The 15737-nt window shown below is 43.3% G+C and carries 15 protein-coding genes; 10 read left to right on the plus strand and 5 right to left on the minus strand.

Annotation, left to right across the window (positions count from 1 at the left end):
* The first annotated feature begins 10 nt into the window (after positions 1-10).
* The 3 genes from AC0VYI_RS10305 (at position 11) to rlmM (ending at position 2956) form a co-directional block, all read left to right on the plus strand.
* Positions 11-1084 carry a GGDEF domain-containing protein gene (locus AC0VYI_RS10305; protein ID WP_475449133.1) on the plus strand — a complete coding sequence of 358 codons (1074 nt, stop codon included), beginning with the start codon at positions 11-13 and terminating at the stop codon, positions 1082-1084.
* Between the two features lie 98 nt (positions 1085-1182).
* The gene (locus AC0VYI_RS10310; protein WP_475449135.1) at positions 1183-1854 is read left to right on the plus strand and encodes a TIGR01621 family pseudouridine synthase; all 672 of its coding nucleotides are present in this window, start codon (positions 1183-1185) and stop codon (positions 1852-1854) included.
* A gap of 49 nt (positions 1855-1903) precedes the next feature.
* Positions 1904-2956, plus strand: a complete 1053-nt coding sequence (gene rlmM, locus AC0VYI_RS10315; protein WP_475449137.1) for a 23S rRNA (cytidine(2498)-2'-O)-methyltransferase RlmM — start codon at positions 1904-1906, stop codon at positions 2954-2956.
* A gap of 121 nt (positions 2957-3077) precedes the next feature.
* Here the strand turns inward: rlmM and AC0VYI_RS10320 are convergent, their stop codons facing one another.
* Complete coding sequence (locus tag AC0VYI_RS10320) at positions 3078-4751, minus strand: L,D-transpeptidase family protein (protein WP_475449139.1); 1674 nt, start codon at positions 4749-4751, stop codon at positions 3078-3080.
* Positions 4752-4771: 20 nt separating this feature from the next.
* Positions 4772-5032: a YkgJ family cysteine cluster protein gene (locus AC0VYI_RS10325; protein WP_199477613.1), complete on the minus strand. Its 261-nt coding sequence runs from the start codon at positions 5030-5032 to the stop codon at positions 4772-4774.
* Between the two features lie 166 nt (positions 5033-5198).
* Between AC0VYI_RS10325 and AC0VYI_RS10330 the strand changes: the two genes are divergently transcribed.
* Positions 5199-6440 (plus strand): GGDEF domain-containing response regulator, encoded by a 1242-nt coding sequence (locus AC0VYI_RS10330; RefSeq protein WP_475449141.1) that lies wholly within the window; start codon positions 5199-5201, stop codon positions 6438-6440.
* A gap of 109 nt (positions 6441-6549) precedes the next feature.
* On the opposite strand, the gene AC0VYI_RS10335 is transcribed toward AC0VYI_RS10330, so the two are convergent.
* Positions 6550-7347: a response regulator gene (locus tag AC0VYI_RS10335; RefSeq protein ID WP_475449143.1), complete on the minus strand. Its 798-nt coding sequence runs from the start codon at positions 7345-7347 to the stop codon at positions 6550-6552.
* Positions 7348-7449: 102 nt separating this feature from the next.
* On the opposite strand from AC0VYI_RS10335, the gene ppiC reads away from it, so the two are divergent.
* From ppiC to AC0VYI_RS10360, 5 genes are all read left to right on the plus strand, one after another.
* Positions 7450-7728, plus strand: coding sequence for a peptidylprolyl isomerase PpiC (ppiC, locus tag AC0VYI_RS10340; RefSeq protein ID WP_233407886.1), 279 nt, complete (start codon positions 7450-7452; stop codon positions 7726-7728).
* Between the two features lie 26 nt (positions 7729-7754).
* Complete coding sequence (locus tag AC0VYI_RS10345) at positions 7755-8189, plus strand: protein tyrosine phosphatase family protein (RefSeq protein ID WP_475449145.1); 435 nt, start codon at positions 7755-7757, stop codon at positions 8187-8189.
* Between the two features lie 104 nt (positions 8190-8293).
* Positions 8294-9637, plus strand: coding sequence for an IS1182 family transposase (locus AC0VYI_RS10350; RefSeq protein WP_475443365.1), 1344 nt, complete (start codon positions 8294-8296; stop codon positions 9635-9637).
* A 285-nt stretch (positions 9638-9922) separates the two neighbouring features.
* Positions 9923-10534, plus strand: coding sequence for a helix-turn-helix domain-containing protein (locus AC0VYI_RS10355; protein ID WP_199477617.1), 612 nt, complete (start codon positions 9923-9925; stop codon positions 10532-10534).
* A gap of 98 nt (positions 10535-10632) precedes the next feature.
* Positions 10633-11976, plus strand: a complete 1344-nt coding sequence (locus AC0VYI_RS10360; RefSeq protein ID WP_199477618.1) for a class II 3-deoxy-7-phosphoheptulonate synthase — start codon at positions 10633-10635, stop codon at positions 11974-11976.
* 129 nt (positions 11977-12105) lie between these two features.
* Here AC0VYI_RS10360 and AC0VYI_RS10365 read toward each other — a convergent pair whose 3' ends face one another.
* Together AC0VYI_RS10365 and AC0VYI_RS10370 are read right to left on the minus strand one after the other, a co-directional pair.
* Entirely contained in the window at positions 12106-12828 is a 723-nt protein-coding gene (locus AC0VYI_RS10365; protein ID WP_475449148.1) for a GIY-YIG nuclease family protein, read from the minus strand.
* A gap of 95 nt (positions 12829-12923) precedes the next feature.
* Positions 12924-13550, minus strand: a complete 627-nt coding sequence (locus AC0VYI_RS10370; protein WP_199477620.1) for an O-methyltransferase — start codon at positions 13548-13550, stop codon at positions 12924-12926.
* Between the two features lie 246 nt (positions 13551-13796).
* On the opposite strand from AC0VYI_RS10370, the gene thrS reads away from it, so the two are divergent.
* Positions 13797-15716, plus strand: a complete 1920-nt coding sequence (thrS, locus tag AC0VYI_RS10375) for a threonine--tRNA ligase (protein ID WP_199477621.1) — start codon at positions 13797-13799, stop codon at positions 15714-15716.
* Positions 15717-15737 lie beyond the last annotated feature (21 nt).

The following is a 15737-nucleotide window of genomic DNA, read 5'->3' on the forward strand; positions in this document are numbered from 1 at the left end:
TATAGCGGTATTGTGCTCATATAATTTGCTTGAAAAGCTACTAAATCAAGGGGAATTGGAGACGGATGTCGATTTTGGTGATAAATACATTGTTAATTTAGTCCTGCTATTAATAGCGTTAGTGGACTGTTTTTTAATGGTAGTTTTTTCACTAGGGCGGCCTGATCTATTCGCAAGCTTGCTCTATTTTTTTTGTTTTGCCTTTTCTGTTTGGCTTTTCTCTATTAATCGAAGCAAATGGCTTAGCTGGATGCGGGTTGTTGCTCCTTTTTTGGCCATTGCCCAAATCGTCTTTTCTTGTTTTTTTGTATTGGGTTCTGGAAGTGGCCTACAGTGGCTGTTGGTCATGTTTTCATCCTATTCTTTTTTAAGTTTTCAAAAAAGTGAGCGATTTTGGCAAGTCATCACTATTGTTAGTTCATTTTTAGCGTTTATCTTATGTCAGTTATATGCCCCACGTAGTGGTCTCTTGCTAGATCAATCCGAGCAGACGGTTTCGATTATTTTAGTCTTTATTTATTCTTTGTTTTCATTTGGACTGGCTGTTCAGGCGCTGGTTGGACGCTTGTTTCGTGTCAATATGAGATTAAGAGAGCTGGCTGAGAGAGACGTATTAACGGGGTTGCCGAATCGTCGTAAGGTATTAAATGAGGCTCTGGCTATTTTTAACGAAGCGCTGGAATCTTCAGGCGTGTGTTCATTTGCTATTATCGATTTTGATCATTTTAAGAGGATTAATGACTCTTATGGGCATGAAGCCGGTGATCTTGTTTTGCAGAAAGGGGCGAGTGCGATGTCCCTTTGCTTGCGGAAACAAGATAAAATAGGCCGCTATGGCGGTGAAGAGTTTGTTATTATTATGCCTGATACGGATACTTCAGAGGCTATATCGAAAATGGAGTTCTTAAGGGCGTCGATTGAGTCTTTGAATATTGTGTCGAGTCACGGTATTCGTATTCCTGTTACGGTCAGTATTGGTGTCGCGTCTAGGTCTCAGGAAACCGTTATTTTTGAGGATGTGTTGGCGCTGGCTGATAAAGCGTTATACAAGGCGAAGAAAGCGGGTCGTAATAAAGTGTATTAGTTTACCTTGATGTTTTTTATGTGTTGTGACCTTTCTCTGATAGCCTGAGGGGACACTGTTGTTTATATGCCTTTTTTATCCTTATGTATGAGGTTGCTTTGCTTAACGTTATTTTTCGTTGTGATGATTTTTGGGTGCTAAATAAACCTGTTGGTATGAGTTTCCACGCTGAATCTGATGAGAGTGGGGTGATGAAAACATTAAAGCAAGATTACCCCAGTATGACGTTTTATCCTGTTCATCGCCTTGATAAAATGACTTCGGGAATTTTGCTGGTGGCGTTGAATAAAGAAGCGGCCGCAAGGTTTGGGGAGTTATTTGAGCGACATCAAATAGAAAAACGCTATATTGCGCTGTCGGACCGTAAGCCTAAAAAAAAGCAAGGGTCTATAAAAGGAGGCATGGTGCCCAGTCGCCGTGGGCAATGGCGTTTAACCACAGAAAATGACAACTTGGCCGTGACGCAATTCTTTTCGACTTCTTTTGATGGTTTTCGGGCTTTCATTGTGCGGCCATTAACGGGCAAAACGCACCAAATTCGTGTGGCCTTAAAAAGCCTTGGTTCTCCCATTTTTGGTGATGATCGGTACAGTGGAACACCAGCAGATCGTGGTTACTTACATGCTTACTCTGTGTCATTTGAATGGGCAGGGGAGTTGAAAAGCTATTGTGTCATGCCATCAAGCGGCGAACACTTTAATGCAAAATTTTGTGATTTTGTTCGTGCGCACTTTGCTGAAAAATTTTTAAAATGGCCTTCTGGCAAATAAAACCTAAGCGTCTCGCTTGTTATGAGAGCGACTTAGGGCGGGATGATGAATGAAGAATATTTTGGCATATTGCCGACCTGGTTTTGAGAAAGATTGTGCAGCTGAGCTGGCACAAATGTCATCGGAAAAAGGATTTTATGGTTACGCGAAAGTGGTGCCGGACTCAGGCTTTGTAGTGTATCACTTTGATCATTCAGAGCCTGCGGAAACCTTGATTGAACAATGGACTTTTAATCGTTTGATTTTTGCTCGTCAAATTATTGCTGTTAATGAGGTGATCCATTTTGAGTCCGGTTCACGGGTAGAGTCTTTGTTAAGTGCTGCGCGTCAGTTGCCTCTTGCGGAAGATGTGTGGATAGAGACAGCCGATACGAATGATGCCAAAGCTTTGTCTGGTTTGATTAAAAAATTAGACAAGCCGTTAAAGCAAGGCTGGAAAAAGTCTGGCGTACTACGAAATAAAGCCATTGGTGTTCGTCATCATGTGTTTTTGCTGGATGGTGAGTCTGCCTATTTAGGCGTGTCCTATGCGGCTTGTCGTAGTGAGTTTCCCATGGGTATTCGTCGCCTACGTTTTCCTGCTGCTGGGCCGAGTCGTTCTACGCTTAAGTTAGAGGAAGCTTTTTTGCAGTTTGTTCCAGAGAAAAAACTGGCAAAAGATTTAACGGAGGGTATGACGGCTGTTGATTTAGGTGCTGCGCCTGGTGGTTGGACTTATCAGTTTGTGAAAAGAGGCATTCATGTGTTTGCGGTCGATAATGGACCAATGCAAAAAGCACTGATGTCGAGTGGCTTGGTTCAGCATGAAAAAGCGGACGGGTTTAAGTATGAGCCGCCTTATACAGTTGATTGGCTAGTATGTGACATGGTAGAGCGTCCAATTAAAGTAGCTGAATTGATGGCGGATTGGTTTGCTAAGCGTTGGACGCGTCGCGCGATCTTTAATTTGAAGCTGCCTATGAAAAAACGTTATCAAGAAGTGATGTTGTGCATCGAGCTTATTGAAGAAAGGCTCCATAAAGCGGGTGTGGGTTTTCAATACCAAATAAAACACCTTTATCACGATAGAGAAGAAGTTACCTTGTGCATTATTGCGAACTAATTGTCGTGAACTAAGCCGATTAATGGTGCCTGAATCTTGTTTGATGATGTGATCTAAGGCGCCGCATAAATATGAAAAGCCCCACTATGGATCATAGTGGGGCTTTTCATTAACTATGGTGCTAGATAGAGTCGCTTGGGCTGAAGGCTTTATAGCCCATGGCTTCTTCCATCAGCTTGTCACGACCGTAGATGTCATTACGAAACTCTGGCATACCGTTAGCATTGGCTACCACCGTAAAGTAAACCAAATACACTGGAATATAATGAGGCAGAGTGAGCACTTTGGTTTGTTTGCTTTTTATTGCGTCAGCCAATTCTCTGAGGTCTTTACCATCGGTCATCAGGCTTTTTGCGAAAAGAGCGGGTCGTTCAAGGCGGATGCAGCCTGAGCTAAAAGCACGGTTTCTCGCCCTAAATAAGCGTTTGGCGGGAGTGTCGTGCAGATAGATTTCGTTTCTATTTGGAAACATAAATTTATAAGAGCCAAGCGCGTTGTTTTTATCTGGTGTTTGTTCAAAGCGAAACGCTAGGTTCTCTTGAGAAATGGCTTTCCAGTTGATTTGCGTTGGATCCAGTTCTTTGGCCCCAATTCCCCAATTGGCAAATACTTTATAGCCGTGTTTGCTTAAGTAGTTTGGGTCGGCTTGCAGCTTAGGTAGCAGGTTTTCGCGAGCGATACGATCCGGTACTCGCCAGGTTGGGTTTACCACCATGTAAGTCATGATAGCTTTAAAGACAGGCGTCTTTCTATCCGGTGTGCCAATGATGGCTTTCATGGTGGTGTGATTACCATTTAAATACATATCGACAGAATAATTGGTTAAATCGACCCATATACGATTGGCTTCCAGTTGACTTGGTAGCCAGCGCCATCTTTCCAAATTGTAGGCGATTTGTTCTGCACGACGTTTAAGTGGGACATTGAGGGTTTTAATGGTGTTTGGGCCAGCTGCTCCATCAGCAATAAGGTGGTGGCGATTCTGAAAACGTTCTAATGCTTGCTTGAGTTGCTTGTCAAAGCGATCCTCATCTACTTTTCGAGTGGAAAAGCGAATGTCGCCCAGTTGTACAAGGCGAGCACGTAACTGTGCAACCCGTGGGCCTTGATCACCAATAGCGAGAGGTTTGCCGGGTGCGACAAGAATGTCTTTCTCTTTTTTAGATAACTCCTGATAGTAGACCAGCCATTTCTGTAAAATTTGATATTGTGGGCTTCTTGGTGCTAGCAAATGTAATGAATTGACCATGTTGTTGACGGATGCCATTTGTAGCAGCTTTTTCCAGTCATTGCTGGGTGCATCCAGTTGCCAGTTGGGGTCAATAAGCTGTGGCTCATAGCGTCCATTACTTAAATCGTGGGCGTAACTTGCCAATGCGATGGTGGTGATGACATCCATTTCTGCCAGTTGTTGAGGCGATGGTTTTTTTAGAGACAGGTAATGTTTAATGATACCCACATGATAGTGGATCGGATTGAGACCATGGGTATTGGCTTTCTCAAGGATATCGACCAATTTATAGATGGATAAGTTGATCCGTTTGTCTTTGATCCACATAGGGCGGTAGTCACGATGTTTATAAACATCTAGAACCGTATTGTTCGGGATAGCTTGTCCAGCCACTGGGGTAAAAGCATGTAGCATTAAGGCGACTTGGTCTTTTACGCTGCTTTCTATTTGCGATTCACTGGGAGGCTTGGCTACCAATCCTTGTTCTGTTTGCTGGCTTGCGCAGGCGCTCAAAAGGAATGTAAAAAAGACTAGGGTCACAAGTCTCGTTAACGCATTGGTCATTGGTTGCTCCTGATGTTGATTTAGTCCGTTGATAACGTAGCGTTTTCTAAGTCTGATATGATGAGTAAGGCTTCTTCTCTTGAGTGACCACAAATCATTTCTTCAGCGGCGAATGCTTGGCAAACAGTTGGCCGATTAGGGCTATTAAAGATGCCACAGCGGAAATCTTCAAGTAAGTGTATACATCTTTCTCCTGCGGCTTTCCCATTTGGCATTCCAGGAATAGGGGACGATATAGAAGGTGCTATACAACAAGCACCACAATGAGGACGACATTGCATAAAAGCAAATTACCTTCTTTAATAAATAAGATGGGACGCATTCAATATGCATTTGACCAAGGTTATTTAGATTTTCATATTTCATGGGTATTTTAGTGTATCGAGGCCGTTGGTCATAGAGGATAATCTAAATAAGCGTGTGATTTGATAAGGTGTCGTTTTTTTCATGGTATATAAAATATTAGTTGTTGAAGACAGTCCAGTTGTGCAAAACGTGTTAAAGCATTTGTTGAGTCAGTTAACTATTTATGTGCCAACTGTCTGTTCCTGCTATCAGGAAGCCGAAACAACCTTAGCATCTCAAAAGGGAGGAGAGTTTTTTACCGCCATAGTGGATTTGAATCTGCCTGATGCTCCTAACGGTGAAATAGTGGATTTAGTATTGGGGACAGGTGTTTCTTGTATTGTGTTGACAGGGAATTTCAATGATGACCTTCGTTTAGAATTGCTTAATAAAGGCGTGTTGGATTATATAACGAAAGACAGTCGTTACTCTTTTGATCATGTTATAAAAGTGATCGAGCGCCTAAGAAAAAATCAACATATTAAAGCGTTGGTCGCGGATGATTCGTCAACCAGCCGTCTATTTGTGAAAAGCCTACTAGAGCAATACCGTTTTAATGTGGTTGAGGCTGAAGATGGTCAGCAAGCATTGTCAAAATTGGAAGAAGATCCTGAAATTCGTCTTTTTATTACCGATCATGATATGCCCATTATTAATGGTCATGATCTGGTGCGTATGCTGCGTCATAATAACCGCTTTAAAAATTTAGTGGTGATTGGGTTGTCAACGGGTAATGATAGTGCGTTGTCTGCAAAGTTTATCAAAGCTGGGGCCAACGACTTTTTGAAAAAGCCGTTTTATCACGAAGAGTTTCATTGTCGTATTACTCATAACTTGGAATCTCAAGAAATGCTCGAAACCATTCGGGATTTGGCTAATATTGATGTGCTGACTAAGTTGAAAAATCGTCGTTATCTTTTTGATGAGGGAGAGTCTTTCTATAAGCAGGCAATTTCCCAAGGCAACGGGGCTGGGTTTGCAATGCTGGATTTGGATCATTTCAAATGCGTTAACGATACCTATGGTCATATGGTGGGTGATACATTGTTGGAGCTGGTTGGTAAAGAAATCGGCCTCGCTTTTCCGGAATCATTGATTTGTAGATTTGGTGGAGAAGAGTTCTGTATTGTATCAAATGAAGAGGATGATATTTTTGAGCAAAAGCTCATTGGCTTTCAGGTATCTTTGCGTGAAAAGGAGTTTACTGGGGCTAAGATAAAAGTGACGTGCAGTATTGGTGTGTGTCGCAAAAGTCAAGACAGTCTTGATGACGCCGTGAGAGTTGCCGATAAAAAACTTTATCAGGCTAAGAGTAATGGACGCGATAGAATAGAGTTTGATTAGTTGCGTTTTTAATCTTCTGCGTATGTGATAGATGTGAGGTTTAATGCTTACAAGTGTTTCGAAACCCTTGTAAGCAAATGCAGACCGATAAACGAATGCAGAAAAGAGGCTAGTTTAGTATTTGGGCGAGTAGCTGTCTTACTGTGCCTGGTTCGAAAGGCTTGCCGCAAATGGCATCGACGCCTTCTTGAGCAATGTTTGAAAGTTGGCTGTCCTCAGAGTTGGAGCTGACCATAAGAATGGGGATGTGTGCAATGGCTGGGTTTTGGCGGACTGCGTCGGTTAGTTCTTTGCCGTCCATTTCTGGCATATTGTAATCCGTAACAATCAAGTCAAACTCTTCTGTGTTGAGTTTCTCAATGGCTTGTCGGCCGTTTTCAGCCAATTGAATTTGTTCTATTCCCATCGTATTCAGTGTGCGACTAACATGCTTGCGAGCCATCTTGCTGTCATCTACTACGAGGACTCGCAGAGTTCTGGGGTCGAACAATTCTAAATCGATTTCTTCTTCGGCAATCAAATCAACGGCTGAATAAATAGCCCGTTGTAAATCTCGTTTTGAAAAGGGTTTGGGAAGGATGGCGAGTACGCCGGATTGTCGAAGGTGTTCTAGATGATCGCGGTTTTTTTCACTTGAGATCAGCATGAAGCACTGATTTTCTGTCTCGGGGTTATTGCGAATGGTGTCGATTAGGTCATTGGCTGTGCCATCGGGCAAATACATGGAAGAAATGATTAAATCCGGTGGAAAATTGGCGAGATTTTCCAGTGTTTCTTTAATATTGTTGGTGTAATCGATTTGCTTTACACCAGCATCTTTCAGGGCTTTGCCGATAATTTTTTTTTGCGTATCGGACGGTTCGACAAGGAGTAGCGAAAGATCTTTTATTGCGGTGAAGCCTATCATCGTTGAGTTACCCTATTTTTTTAGTCATCTTATACAATCCTAGCACATCAGTTAGGTTAAAATGAGCTATTTAGTCATGGTTATTTGGTGGAGAGTATTATTATGGCAATAGCCAGCGCCTGTCATATTTTAGTAAAAACGAAAGCAGAAGCGGAATCGATTAAAGTGAGACTGGATAAGGGAGAGGATTTCCATAAGTTGGCCAAGCAATACTCCACTTGCCCGTCAGGGAAAAAAGGGGGGGATTTGGGGGAGTTTCACAAGGGGGATATGGTGCCTGCGTTTGATAAGGCGGTATTTTCTGGCCCGTTGTTGAAAATTCAAGGCCCGATTAAGACGCAATTCGGTTACCATTTGATTAAAGTGTTGTACCGATCCTAATTGAAAGATGTTTGGAGGAGAGAGTTATGAATAATCCGATTGCACTAGATGATATGTATTTTGTTGGCCCTCAGGTTTTGGTTGAGGATTTTGCAAAATTAAAATCCATGGGTTTTGAGCGAGTGATTAACAATCGACCTGATGGCGAAGCCGAGGAACAGCCTACTTCTGCCGATCTTGAGGCTGAGGCACGGGCGCAAGGGTTAGAATATATTTATAATCCAGTTAATTTGAGTGCGCTAGGGCAGGAGCAGGTGTCTCAACAGATGGCCTCTCTTGAAGAGAGTAAAAAAACTTTTGCGTTTTGTCGTACTGGCACTCGCTCTTCTGTTGCATGGGTGTTAGTAAATAATGCTCAGGGTAAGGAGTATCAGACTTTGGTTGACTATGTGTCGGCTAAAGGGTTTGATCTTGCTCGTTGCGAAGCCGCAATGCAGCCGCTAGTCGCTCACAATAAGTGAGTCCATTGAATGGTGTTTTGATATCAACAAAAAACCTGCGGTAGCAGGTTTCAGACTGCTGATAAAGTCCTCGCCATTCGGCGGGGATTTTTTATAATAACGGCATGCTTAAAGAACGCCCTCAAACCCAGTCTACTTTAGAGTTTGTTTCCATCGACGAGCTCGTCCCCAGTGATCACTTGCTTCGCAAGATTGATCGAATTATTGATTTTTCCTTTCTACATGATCTTGTGAAGGATTTTTATTGCGCGGATAACGGTCGTCCCGCTCTCGATCCTACTCTCATGTTTAAGTTGCTATTTATTGGCTACCTTTTTGGTATTCGTAGTGAACGTCAGTTGATTAGAGAGGTTCAAGTTAATGTCGCTTATCGTTGGTTCTTAGGTTTAGGCCTGACTGACAAAATTCCCGATGCTTCCACTTTGAGTGCAAACCGCACACGTCGTTTTAAGGAATCCGATATCTATCAAAAGATCTTTGATGAGATCGTACTCCAGGCTATAAAACACAAGTTAGTTGGCGGAAACACCTTTTATACGGACTCCACACACCTTAAAGCCAATGCGAACAAAAAGCATTTTGAAAAAGTAGTGGTTGAACAGTCCCGACAGGCGTATATGGATGAGCTCGATAAGGCCGTTGAGGAGGATCGACTCGTTCATGGAAAAAAGCCTTTACCACCTGAAAAAAACAAGGTGGAGAGTCGTGAAATCAAGCAGAGTACGACGGATCCAGAGAGTGGCTATATGGTACGAGATACTAAGCCCAAAGGGTTCTTCTACTTAGATCACCGAACGGTTGATGCACGTTGCAACATTATTACTGACGTACACGTCACCGCAGGCAATGTCCACGATGCTGTCCCTTATTTAGAGCGATTGGACCGAATCAAAGAACGCTTTAAGCTTTTCATCACATCGGTCGGAGTCGATGCGGGGTACTTTACCTCGGCAGTTTGTCATGGGTTAGAAGAACGACATATCTATGCCGTGATGGGCTATCGTCGTCCTAATCACAAGAAAGGCTTCTTCTATAAACGCGAATACAAGTACGACAGGGAACAAGATGTCTACTTCTGTCCGCAAGGTGAAAAACTCATTTACAAAACCACTTCTCGAGAAGGTTACCGTCACTACGACTCAGATAGCCTGATCTGCGCGAACTGCCCAGAAAAGCACCGCTGCACCACAAACAAAAAATCGGTCAAAACCATTACGCGTCATGTTTGGGAAGATAGCAAAGAACGCATCAATGCCCATCGGCTAACCCCATTAGGCAAAGTCATTTATGCCAGACGAAAGGAAACCGTGGAACGAAGTTTTGCCGACGCAAAAGAGCTGCATGGCTATCGATATGCACGATTTCGAGGAACAGATAAAGTAGCTTCTCAATGTCTATTAACGGCAGCCGCCCAAAATATGAAAAAGATAGCCTTAATGCTTAGCTAGAGGCTTTTATTTGTTCAAAAAAATGACGAAATCGATAGTCAGAGCCTTAATAAAAGGCCTCAAAGAGCTCTAAGTAACTAATGAGATATCTTGAGTCACTTAGGAAGGAATGTGAGCAAAAGACTCAGAAAAATAAAACCCCAGCAAAAAACTGGGGTTTATCAGTAACCTGAAACCTGCGGTAGCAGGTTTTTTTAATGCATAAGCATGATATGTGCAAATATTGGATAGGTTAACGTGGAGTCTTTTAGTAAACTTTCGGTACATCAGTGTGATAGGTGAATTATGGTAAGTCGACCATCTTTAGAAACGGCTACTGCGTCAGACCCCGATCGATTCGTTGAACCTTTAGAATTAGGTAAACGAGTAAAAGAGATTCGATTGACAAAAGGGTGGACGCTTGAGGAAGTCAGTAAACGTACAGGGATTGCCCGATCAACATTGTCGAAAATTGAGAATGATCAGGTATCACCAAGTTTCACAATCGTGCAAAAGTTAATTCAAGGGTTGGGAATGGATTTGCCTCAATTGTTTGTTGAAGCAAGCGAACACTCTATTGCTGGCCGCCGAGACATTACTCGTAAAGGTCGGGGTGAACCTCATCCAACGGCGACCTATGAGCATGAGTTATTGAATTATTCCATTAGTCGTAAAAAAATGGTGCCGTTTAAAACGACGGTACGGGCACGTTCCTTCGGCGAGTTTAAGGAATGGGTTCGCCATGATGGGGAGGAGTTCCTATTGGTGCTGGAAGGGAAAATTAATTTTTTCTCTGAGTTCTATGAGCCAATTGAATTAAAAGAAGGGGACAGTGTGTATTATGATGCCACTATGGGGCATGTGGTTGTCTCTACCTCTAGTAAAGATGCACTAATCCTTTGGGTGGTCGCTCGCTAAAGGAAAGATAGTCGGCTTTAAAAGAATGTTGGTTTTTATTGCTTGTATAACCAGTCATAGAAAAAGAGTGAATTTAAATATTATAAGGTCAAAACAATATGAGTAACTGGAGTTTAGATAGTTGGAGGACGAAGACAGCCTTGCAGCAGCCTGTTTACCCAAATGCGGAGCATTTGGCACAAGTTGAAAATACACTGGGGAAAATGCCGCCTTTAGTGTTTGCTGGTGAAGCCCGCCAGTTAAAAAAAGCGTTATCCAAAGTCGCTAAAGGCGAGTCCTTTTTGTTGCAAGGGGGAGATTGCGCGGAAAGTTTTGCTGAGTTTCATGCTAATAACATTCGAGATACTTTCAAAGTCATGCTGCAAATGGCCGTGGTATTGACCTATGCAGGTAAATGTCCTGTGGTAAAAGTGGGTCGCATGGCGGGTCAGTTTGCGAAGCCTCGATCTGCTGCGACGGAAACGGTTGATGGCGTTGAACTGCCCAGTTATCGCGGTGATATTATTAATGGTATCGAGTTTGATTCATCTGCACGCATACCAGACCCAGAGCGCTTGATCAAAGTGTATAATCAAAGTGCCTCGACAATGAACCTGTTGCGTGCCTTTGCTCAGGGAGGCTATGCTGATCTGCATCAGGTGCACAAATGGAATAATGACTTTTTGCAAGCCAGTCCTGCCGGTGAAAAATACCAAGGTATTGCCGATAAAATCGACGACGCGCTGCAGTTTATGGAAGCGTGTGGCATCGGTAATGTGAGTCAATTGCATGAAACCGAGTTTTATACCTCCCATGAAGCTTTGTTGCTACCTTATGAGCAAGCTTTGACACGTCAAGATAGCTTGTCTGGTGACTGGTACGATTGTTCTGCGCATATGTTGTGGATTGGAGATCGTACTCGCCAACTGGACGGTGCTCATGTGGAGTTTTTGCGAGGTGTACAAAACCCTATTGGTGTGAAAGCTGGTCCGACAATGGATCCTGAAGATCTATTGCGTTTGTGCGATACTCTGAATCCTAAAAACGAAGCGGGACGCTTGAATATTATTGTCCGTATGGGGGCCGATAAGGTCGAAGCGGGTATGCCTAAATTAATTCAAGCGATTCAGCGTGAGGGTAAGCAGGTTGTTTGGAGTAGTGATCCAATGCATGGCAATACCGTTAAAGCCAGCTCTGGTTACAAAACTCGTCATGTGGATCATGTGTTGCGAGAGGTTCAGCAATTCTTCCAAGTGCACAAAGCAGAAGGCAGTTATGCTGGTGGTGTGCATTTTGAAATGACGGGGCAAAATGTGACAGAGTGTGTGGGCGGTGCGTTCCAAGTGTCGGAATCCGATCTTGGTGATCGCTACCATACTCATTGTGATCCACGCTTGAATGCGGATCAGTCTCTTGAGTTGGCCTTTATGATATCTGAAACCTTGAAAAAAGCGCGAGCGTAATTGTTAAGGCGTTTGATTCTCGACAAGGGTTTTTATCTCTTTTGTTAAAAAAAATCCCAATCAAGCAATCTTGATTGGGATTTTTTATTGGTGTTTCAGACGTCGAGCTAACGGGCTCTGTTGTCCATATTACCCTTTACGGCGGCGAAAGGCTGACATGGCGGATTTTGATGTAATATCAATTTTTGCCATAATCAGTGCCATTTCTTCCGCTTCAGCTTGTTGTTGAGCTTTTAATTTGTCTTCACGTTCTTTTTTGGCTGCCTTTTCCGCTTCGCGCAGCATGCGTTGAATGCTGGCTTTGCTTTTAGAGCGCTCCACTTTAGACACCTCAGACGGTTTTTTCGGATCTGCTGCTTTTGCGGCCGATGCAGGAGAGTCCAAGCGATCTTCACCAATGAGCTCGCCAAAAAAGGAACGAGTCGTCGGTTTTGGCTCTACCTCTTTTTTGATGGGGAGCTCAACTGACTTTTTTGTTGCGGCCTTTCTGGTTTTTTTAGGTTGTTCTGCAGTGGACACACCATTAGAGTCAAACAAGGCTTTTTTGCCAAAGCTTAGTGTGGCTGCTTTGGTGGTTGTTTGACCTATTTTGTAACCGCGAAGGCTTTCACCGTTGTAAATTGAGACATAGTCTTTCTCAAGTTCGTAAAGCTCTTCTTTGTCATCGGTTTCAAACAATTCTTCAACAGAGAAGGCACTTAGATCGTGCTCTCGAATGTCATCATATAGAGGGAAGTCTAACCCTTCATTGGCGGCCTCAACATACTGCTCAAAGCGTTGAAAGCCACTATTGAACGAGGTGCCTATATAATGTTTACCGGTAATAGTATTTGTGATTTTAAAAACGACCAAAATCGCTGCCTCTTAACTTAATGTCTTTTAAATAGCACATAAACTCGACTCGCCTTGGAAGTTCTCAAGCGAGCCAAGCTTCTAAAAAATAGGAATTAACGTTTTACGACGAGGTTCAAACCGTCGCGGACGTTGAGATGGACATTTTCGACTCGATTATCGTGCGCAATCAGACGGTTAAGATCATTGACTGCAATATCACTCGCTTCTACTGGATCAAGGACACGTCCTTGCCAAATAGAGTTGTCAATGATGATAAGCCCGCCAGGAGCAACTAAAGGAAGTACTGCTTCATAATAGTTCAAGTAGTTGCGTTTGTCGGCGTCTATAAATACGAAGTCGAAGGGACCCTCAAGGTCTTGAATCGTATCCAGTGCGGGACCAAAAATCGGCGTGATCTTGTGTCCATTTGGGCTACGATTAAAAAAGGACTGAGCAAATTCGATTGCTCTTGGGTTGGTTTCACAACAGATTAGTTTGCCATCTTCGGGCATACCTTCGGCAATGGATAAAGCAGAGTAACCAGTAAACATACCGATTTCTAATGCGCGCTTAGGTTGTTTGATCGTGCTAAGAAGTTTCAAAGTACGACCAACGATTTTACCTGACAACTTGTTTGGATAGCCCATATCTGAGTAGGTTTTCTCAACCAACTCAATTAATAGGTCCGGTTCTGATTGAGTTGTCTCAATGCAGTAGTTGTCAAGAGTATTAAGATCCATAAGGCCTTTCAGATATTAAGTGTGTTGCGAAACGGATGCTAATTTTACTCTGCCTCCCAAGAATGTCTATGGTAAAAGGGAAGAAAAATACCTTGATTTTTTATGATTCCTTTTTCATTGGTCTGTTTGTCTTTTTTTCTGCCAAATAAGGATTCGCAAGATGGGGCGAAAAATGGTAGTTTATCGGCCTGAAATTGACATGTGCTCTTTGGTATGGAGCACCACTGACTCCAATAGGGGAATAAAATGCCTGTAATTACTCTGCCAGATGGCAGCCAACGTACTTTTTCTAGCCCAGTTACTGTCATGCAAGTGGCTGAAGATATCGGTCCAGGTCTTGCCAAGGCAACCGTGGCAGGGCGTATTAACGGCGCGCTAGTCGATGCTTGTGAACTGATCTCTGATGACGCGGAATTGAACATCATTACGGGTAAAGACCCTGAAGGTGTAGAAATTATTCGTCACTCTTTCGCTCACCTTGTTGGGCACGCAGTTAAGCAATTGTATCCAACGGCACAAATGGCCATTGGGCCTGTCATTAGTGATGGCTTCTATTACGACATTGCTTATGAGCGTCCCTTTACTCCAGAAGATCTGGCGGCGATTGAAAAACGTGTGGGTGAACTGGTAAAAACCGATTACGATGTCGTGAAACACATGACCCCTATAGCAGAGGCTCGTCAGCTGTTTGTGGATCGAGGTGAAACCTATAAAGTCGCTTTGATTGATGACATGGATGATTCTGTTGAGCGTGTCGGCTTGTATCATCACGAAGAATATGTGGATATGTGTCGTGGCCCACATGTGCCAAATACTCGTGTGTTGCGTCATTTCAAATTGATGAAGTTGGCTGGCGCATATTGGCGCGGCGACTCCGATAATGAAATGTTACAGCGTATTTATGGTACGGCTTGGAACGACAAGAAAGAATTGAAAGCGTATCTGACGCGTATTGAAGAAGCTGAAAAGCGTGACCACCGTAAGTTAGGTAAGAAGCTGGATTTGTTTCATGTGCAAGAAGAAGCACCGGGTATGGTGTTCTGGCACCCTAAAGGCTGGAGTTTGTATCAGGCTGTTGAGCAATACATGCGTAATAAACAGCGTGAGAATGGCTATCAAGAGGTGAAAACCCCACAAATCGTGGATCGCGTTTTATGGGAAAAGTCTGGTCACTGGGGTAAGTATCATGAAAATATGTTTACTACCCATTCAGAAAATCGTGATTATGCCGTTAAACCAATGAATTGTCCTTGTCATATTCAAGTGTACAATCAAGGCCTTAAGAGCTACCGAGACTTGCCATTTCGTATGGCAGAGTTTGGTTCTTGTCACCGCAATGAGCCGTCTGGTGCGTTGCATGGCATTATGCGTGTGCGTAACTTTGTGCAAGATGATGGTCATATCTTTGTGACAGAAGGTCAGATCCAGCAAGAGGTGTCTGAGTTTATCGACTTGTTGCATGAAGTGTATGCCGATTTTGGCTTTGATAATATTATCTACCGCCTATCGACTCGTCCTGAACAGCGTGTTGGATCGGATGAGGTTTGGGATAAAGCGGAAAAAGCGCTGGCCGATGCACTGAATTCTGCTCATTTAGATTGGGAGGAATTGCCAGGTGAAGGGGCGTTTTATGGTCCTAAAATAGAATTTTCATTGAAGGATGCCATTGGCCGTATTTGGCAATGTGGCACAATTCAGGTAGATTTCTCTATGCCGACTCGTCTTGGGGCGCAATATGTGGCTGAAGATGGCTCTCGTCAAACACCCGTCATGTTGCATCGGGCCATCGTTGGTTCGCTGGAGCGTTTTATCGGTATTTTGATTGAAGAGAGCGAAGGTGCGTTTCCGCTCTGGCTAGCGCCTGAACAAGTTGTTATCATGAACATTACAGATCGTCAGGCAGATTACTGCTCTGATTTGGAAAAAAGATTAAATTCAAACGGCTTTAGATCAAAACTAGACTTGAGAAACGAGAAGATCGGGTTTAAAATCCGCGAGCACACAATTCAACGCGTACCCTATATGATCGTTGTTGGAGATAAAGAAGTAGAACAGCAGCAGGTTGCTGTTCGTACTCGTACCGGCGAAGATCTTGGGGTGATGAGTGTTTCCGATTTTGAAGCATTGCTTGAAAACGAAGTTGCTCGCCGTAGCCGTAAACAATAAATGGAGATATAGCTATAAAAG

The sequence above is a fragment of the Marinomonas sp. 63XJN7_9_ISO-PGPR-S23-217 genome (assembly GCF_056173515.1).

Bases quoted from the DNA above. Each gene is read 5' to 3' on its own strand.
- rlmM (WP_475449137.1), top strand. From the start codon at position 1,904: ATGAAGAATATTTTGGCATATTGCCGACCTGGTTTTGAGAAAGATTGT.
- AC0VYI_RS10320 (WP_475449139.1), bottom strand. From the start codon at position 4,751: ATGACCAATGCGTTAACGAGACTTGTGACCCTAGTCTTTTTTACATTC.
- AC0VYI_RS10325 (WP_199477613.1), bottom strand. From the start codon at position 5,032: ATGCAATGTCGTCCTCATTGTGGTGCTTGTTGTATAGCACCTTCTATA.
- AC0VYI_RS10330 (WP_475449141.1), top strand. From the start codon at position 5,199: ATGGTATATAAAATATTAGTTGTTGAAGACAGTCCAGTTGTGCAAAAC.
- AC0VYI_RS10335 (WP_475449143.1), bottom strand. From the start codon at position 7,347: ATGATAGGCTTCACCGCAATAAAAGATCTTTCGCTACTCCTTGTCGAA.
- ppiC (WP_233407886.1), top strand. From the start codon at position 7,450: ATGGCAATAGCCAGCGCCTGTCATATTTTAGTAAAAACGAAAGCAGAA.
- AC0VYI_RS10345 (WP_475449145.1), top strand. From the start codon at position 7,755: ATGAATAATCCGATTGCACTAGATGATATGTATTTTGTTGGCCCTCAG.
- AC0VYI_RS10350 (WP_475443365.1), top strand. From the start codon at position 8,294: ATGCTTAAAGAACGCCCTCAAACCCAGTCTACTTTAGAGTTTGTTTCC.
- AC0VYI_RS10355 (WP_199477617.1), top strand. From the start codon at position 9,923: ATGGTAAGTCGACCATCTTTAGAAACGGCTACTGCGTCAGACCCCGAT.
- AC0VYI_RS10360 (WP_199477618.1), top strand. From the start codon at position 10,633: ATGAGTAACTGGAGTTTAGATAGTTGGAGGACGAAGACAGCCTTGCAG.
- AC0VYI_RS10370 (WP_199477620.1), bottom strand. From the start codon at position 13,550: ATGGATCTTAATACTCTTGACAACTACTGCATTGAGACAACTCAATCA.
- thrS (WP_199477621.1), top strand. From the start codon at position 13,797: ATGCCTGTAATTACTCTGCCAGATGGCAGCCAACGTACTTTTTCTAGC.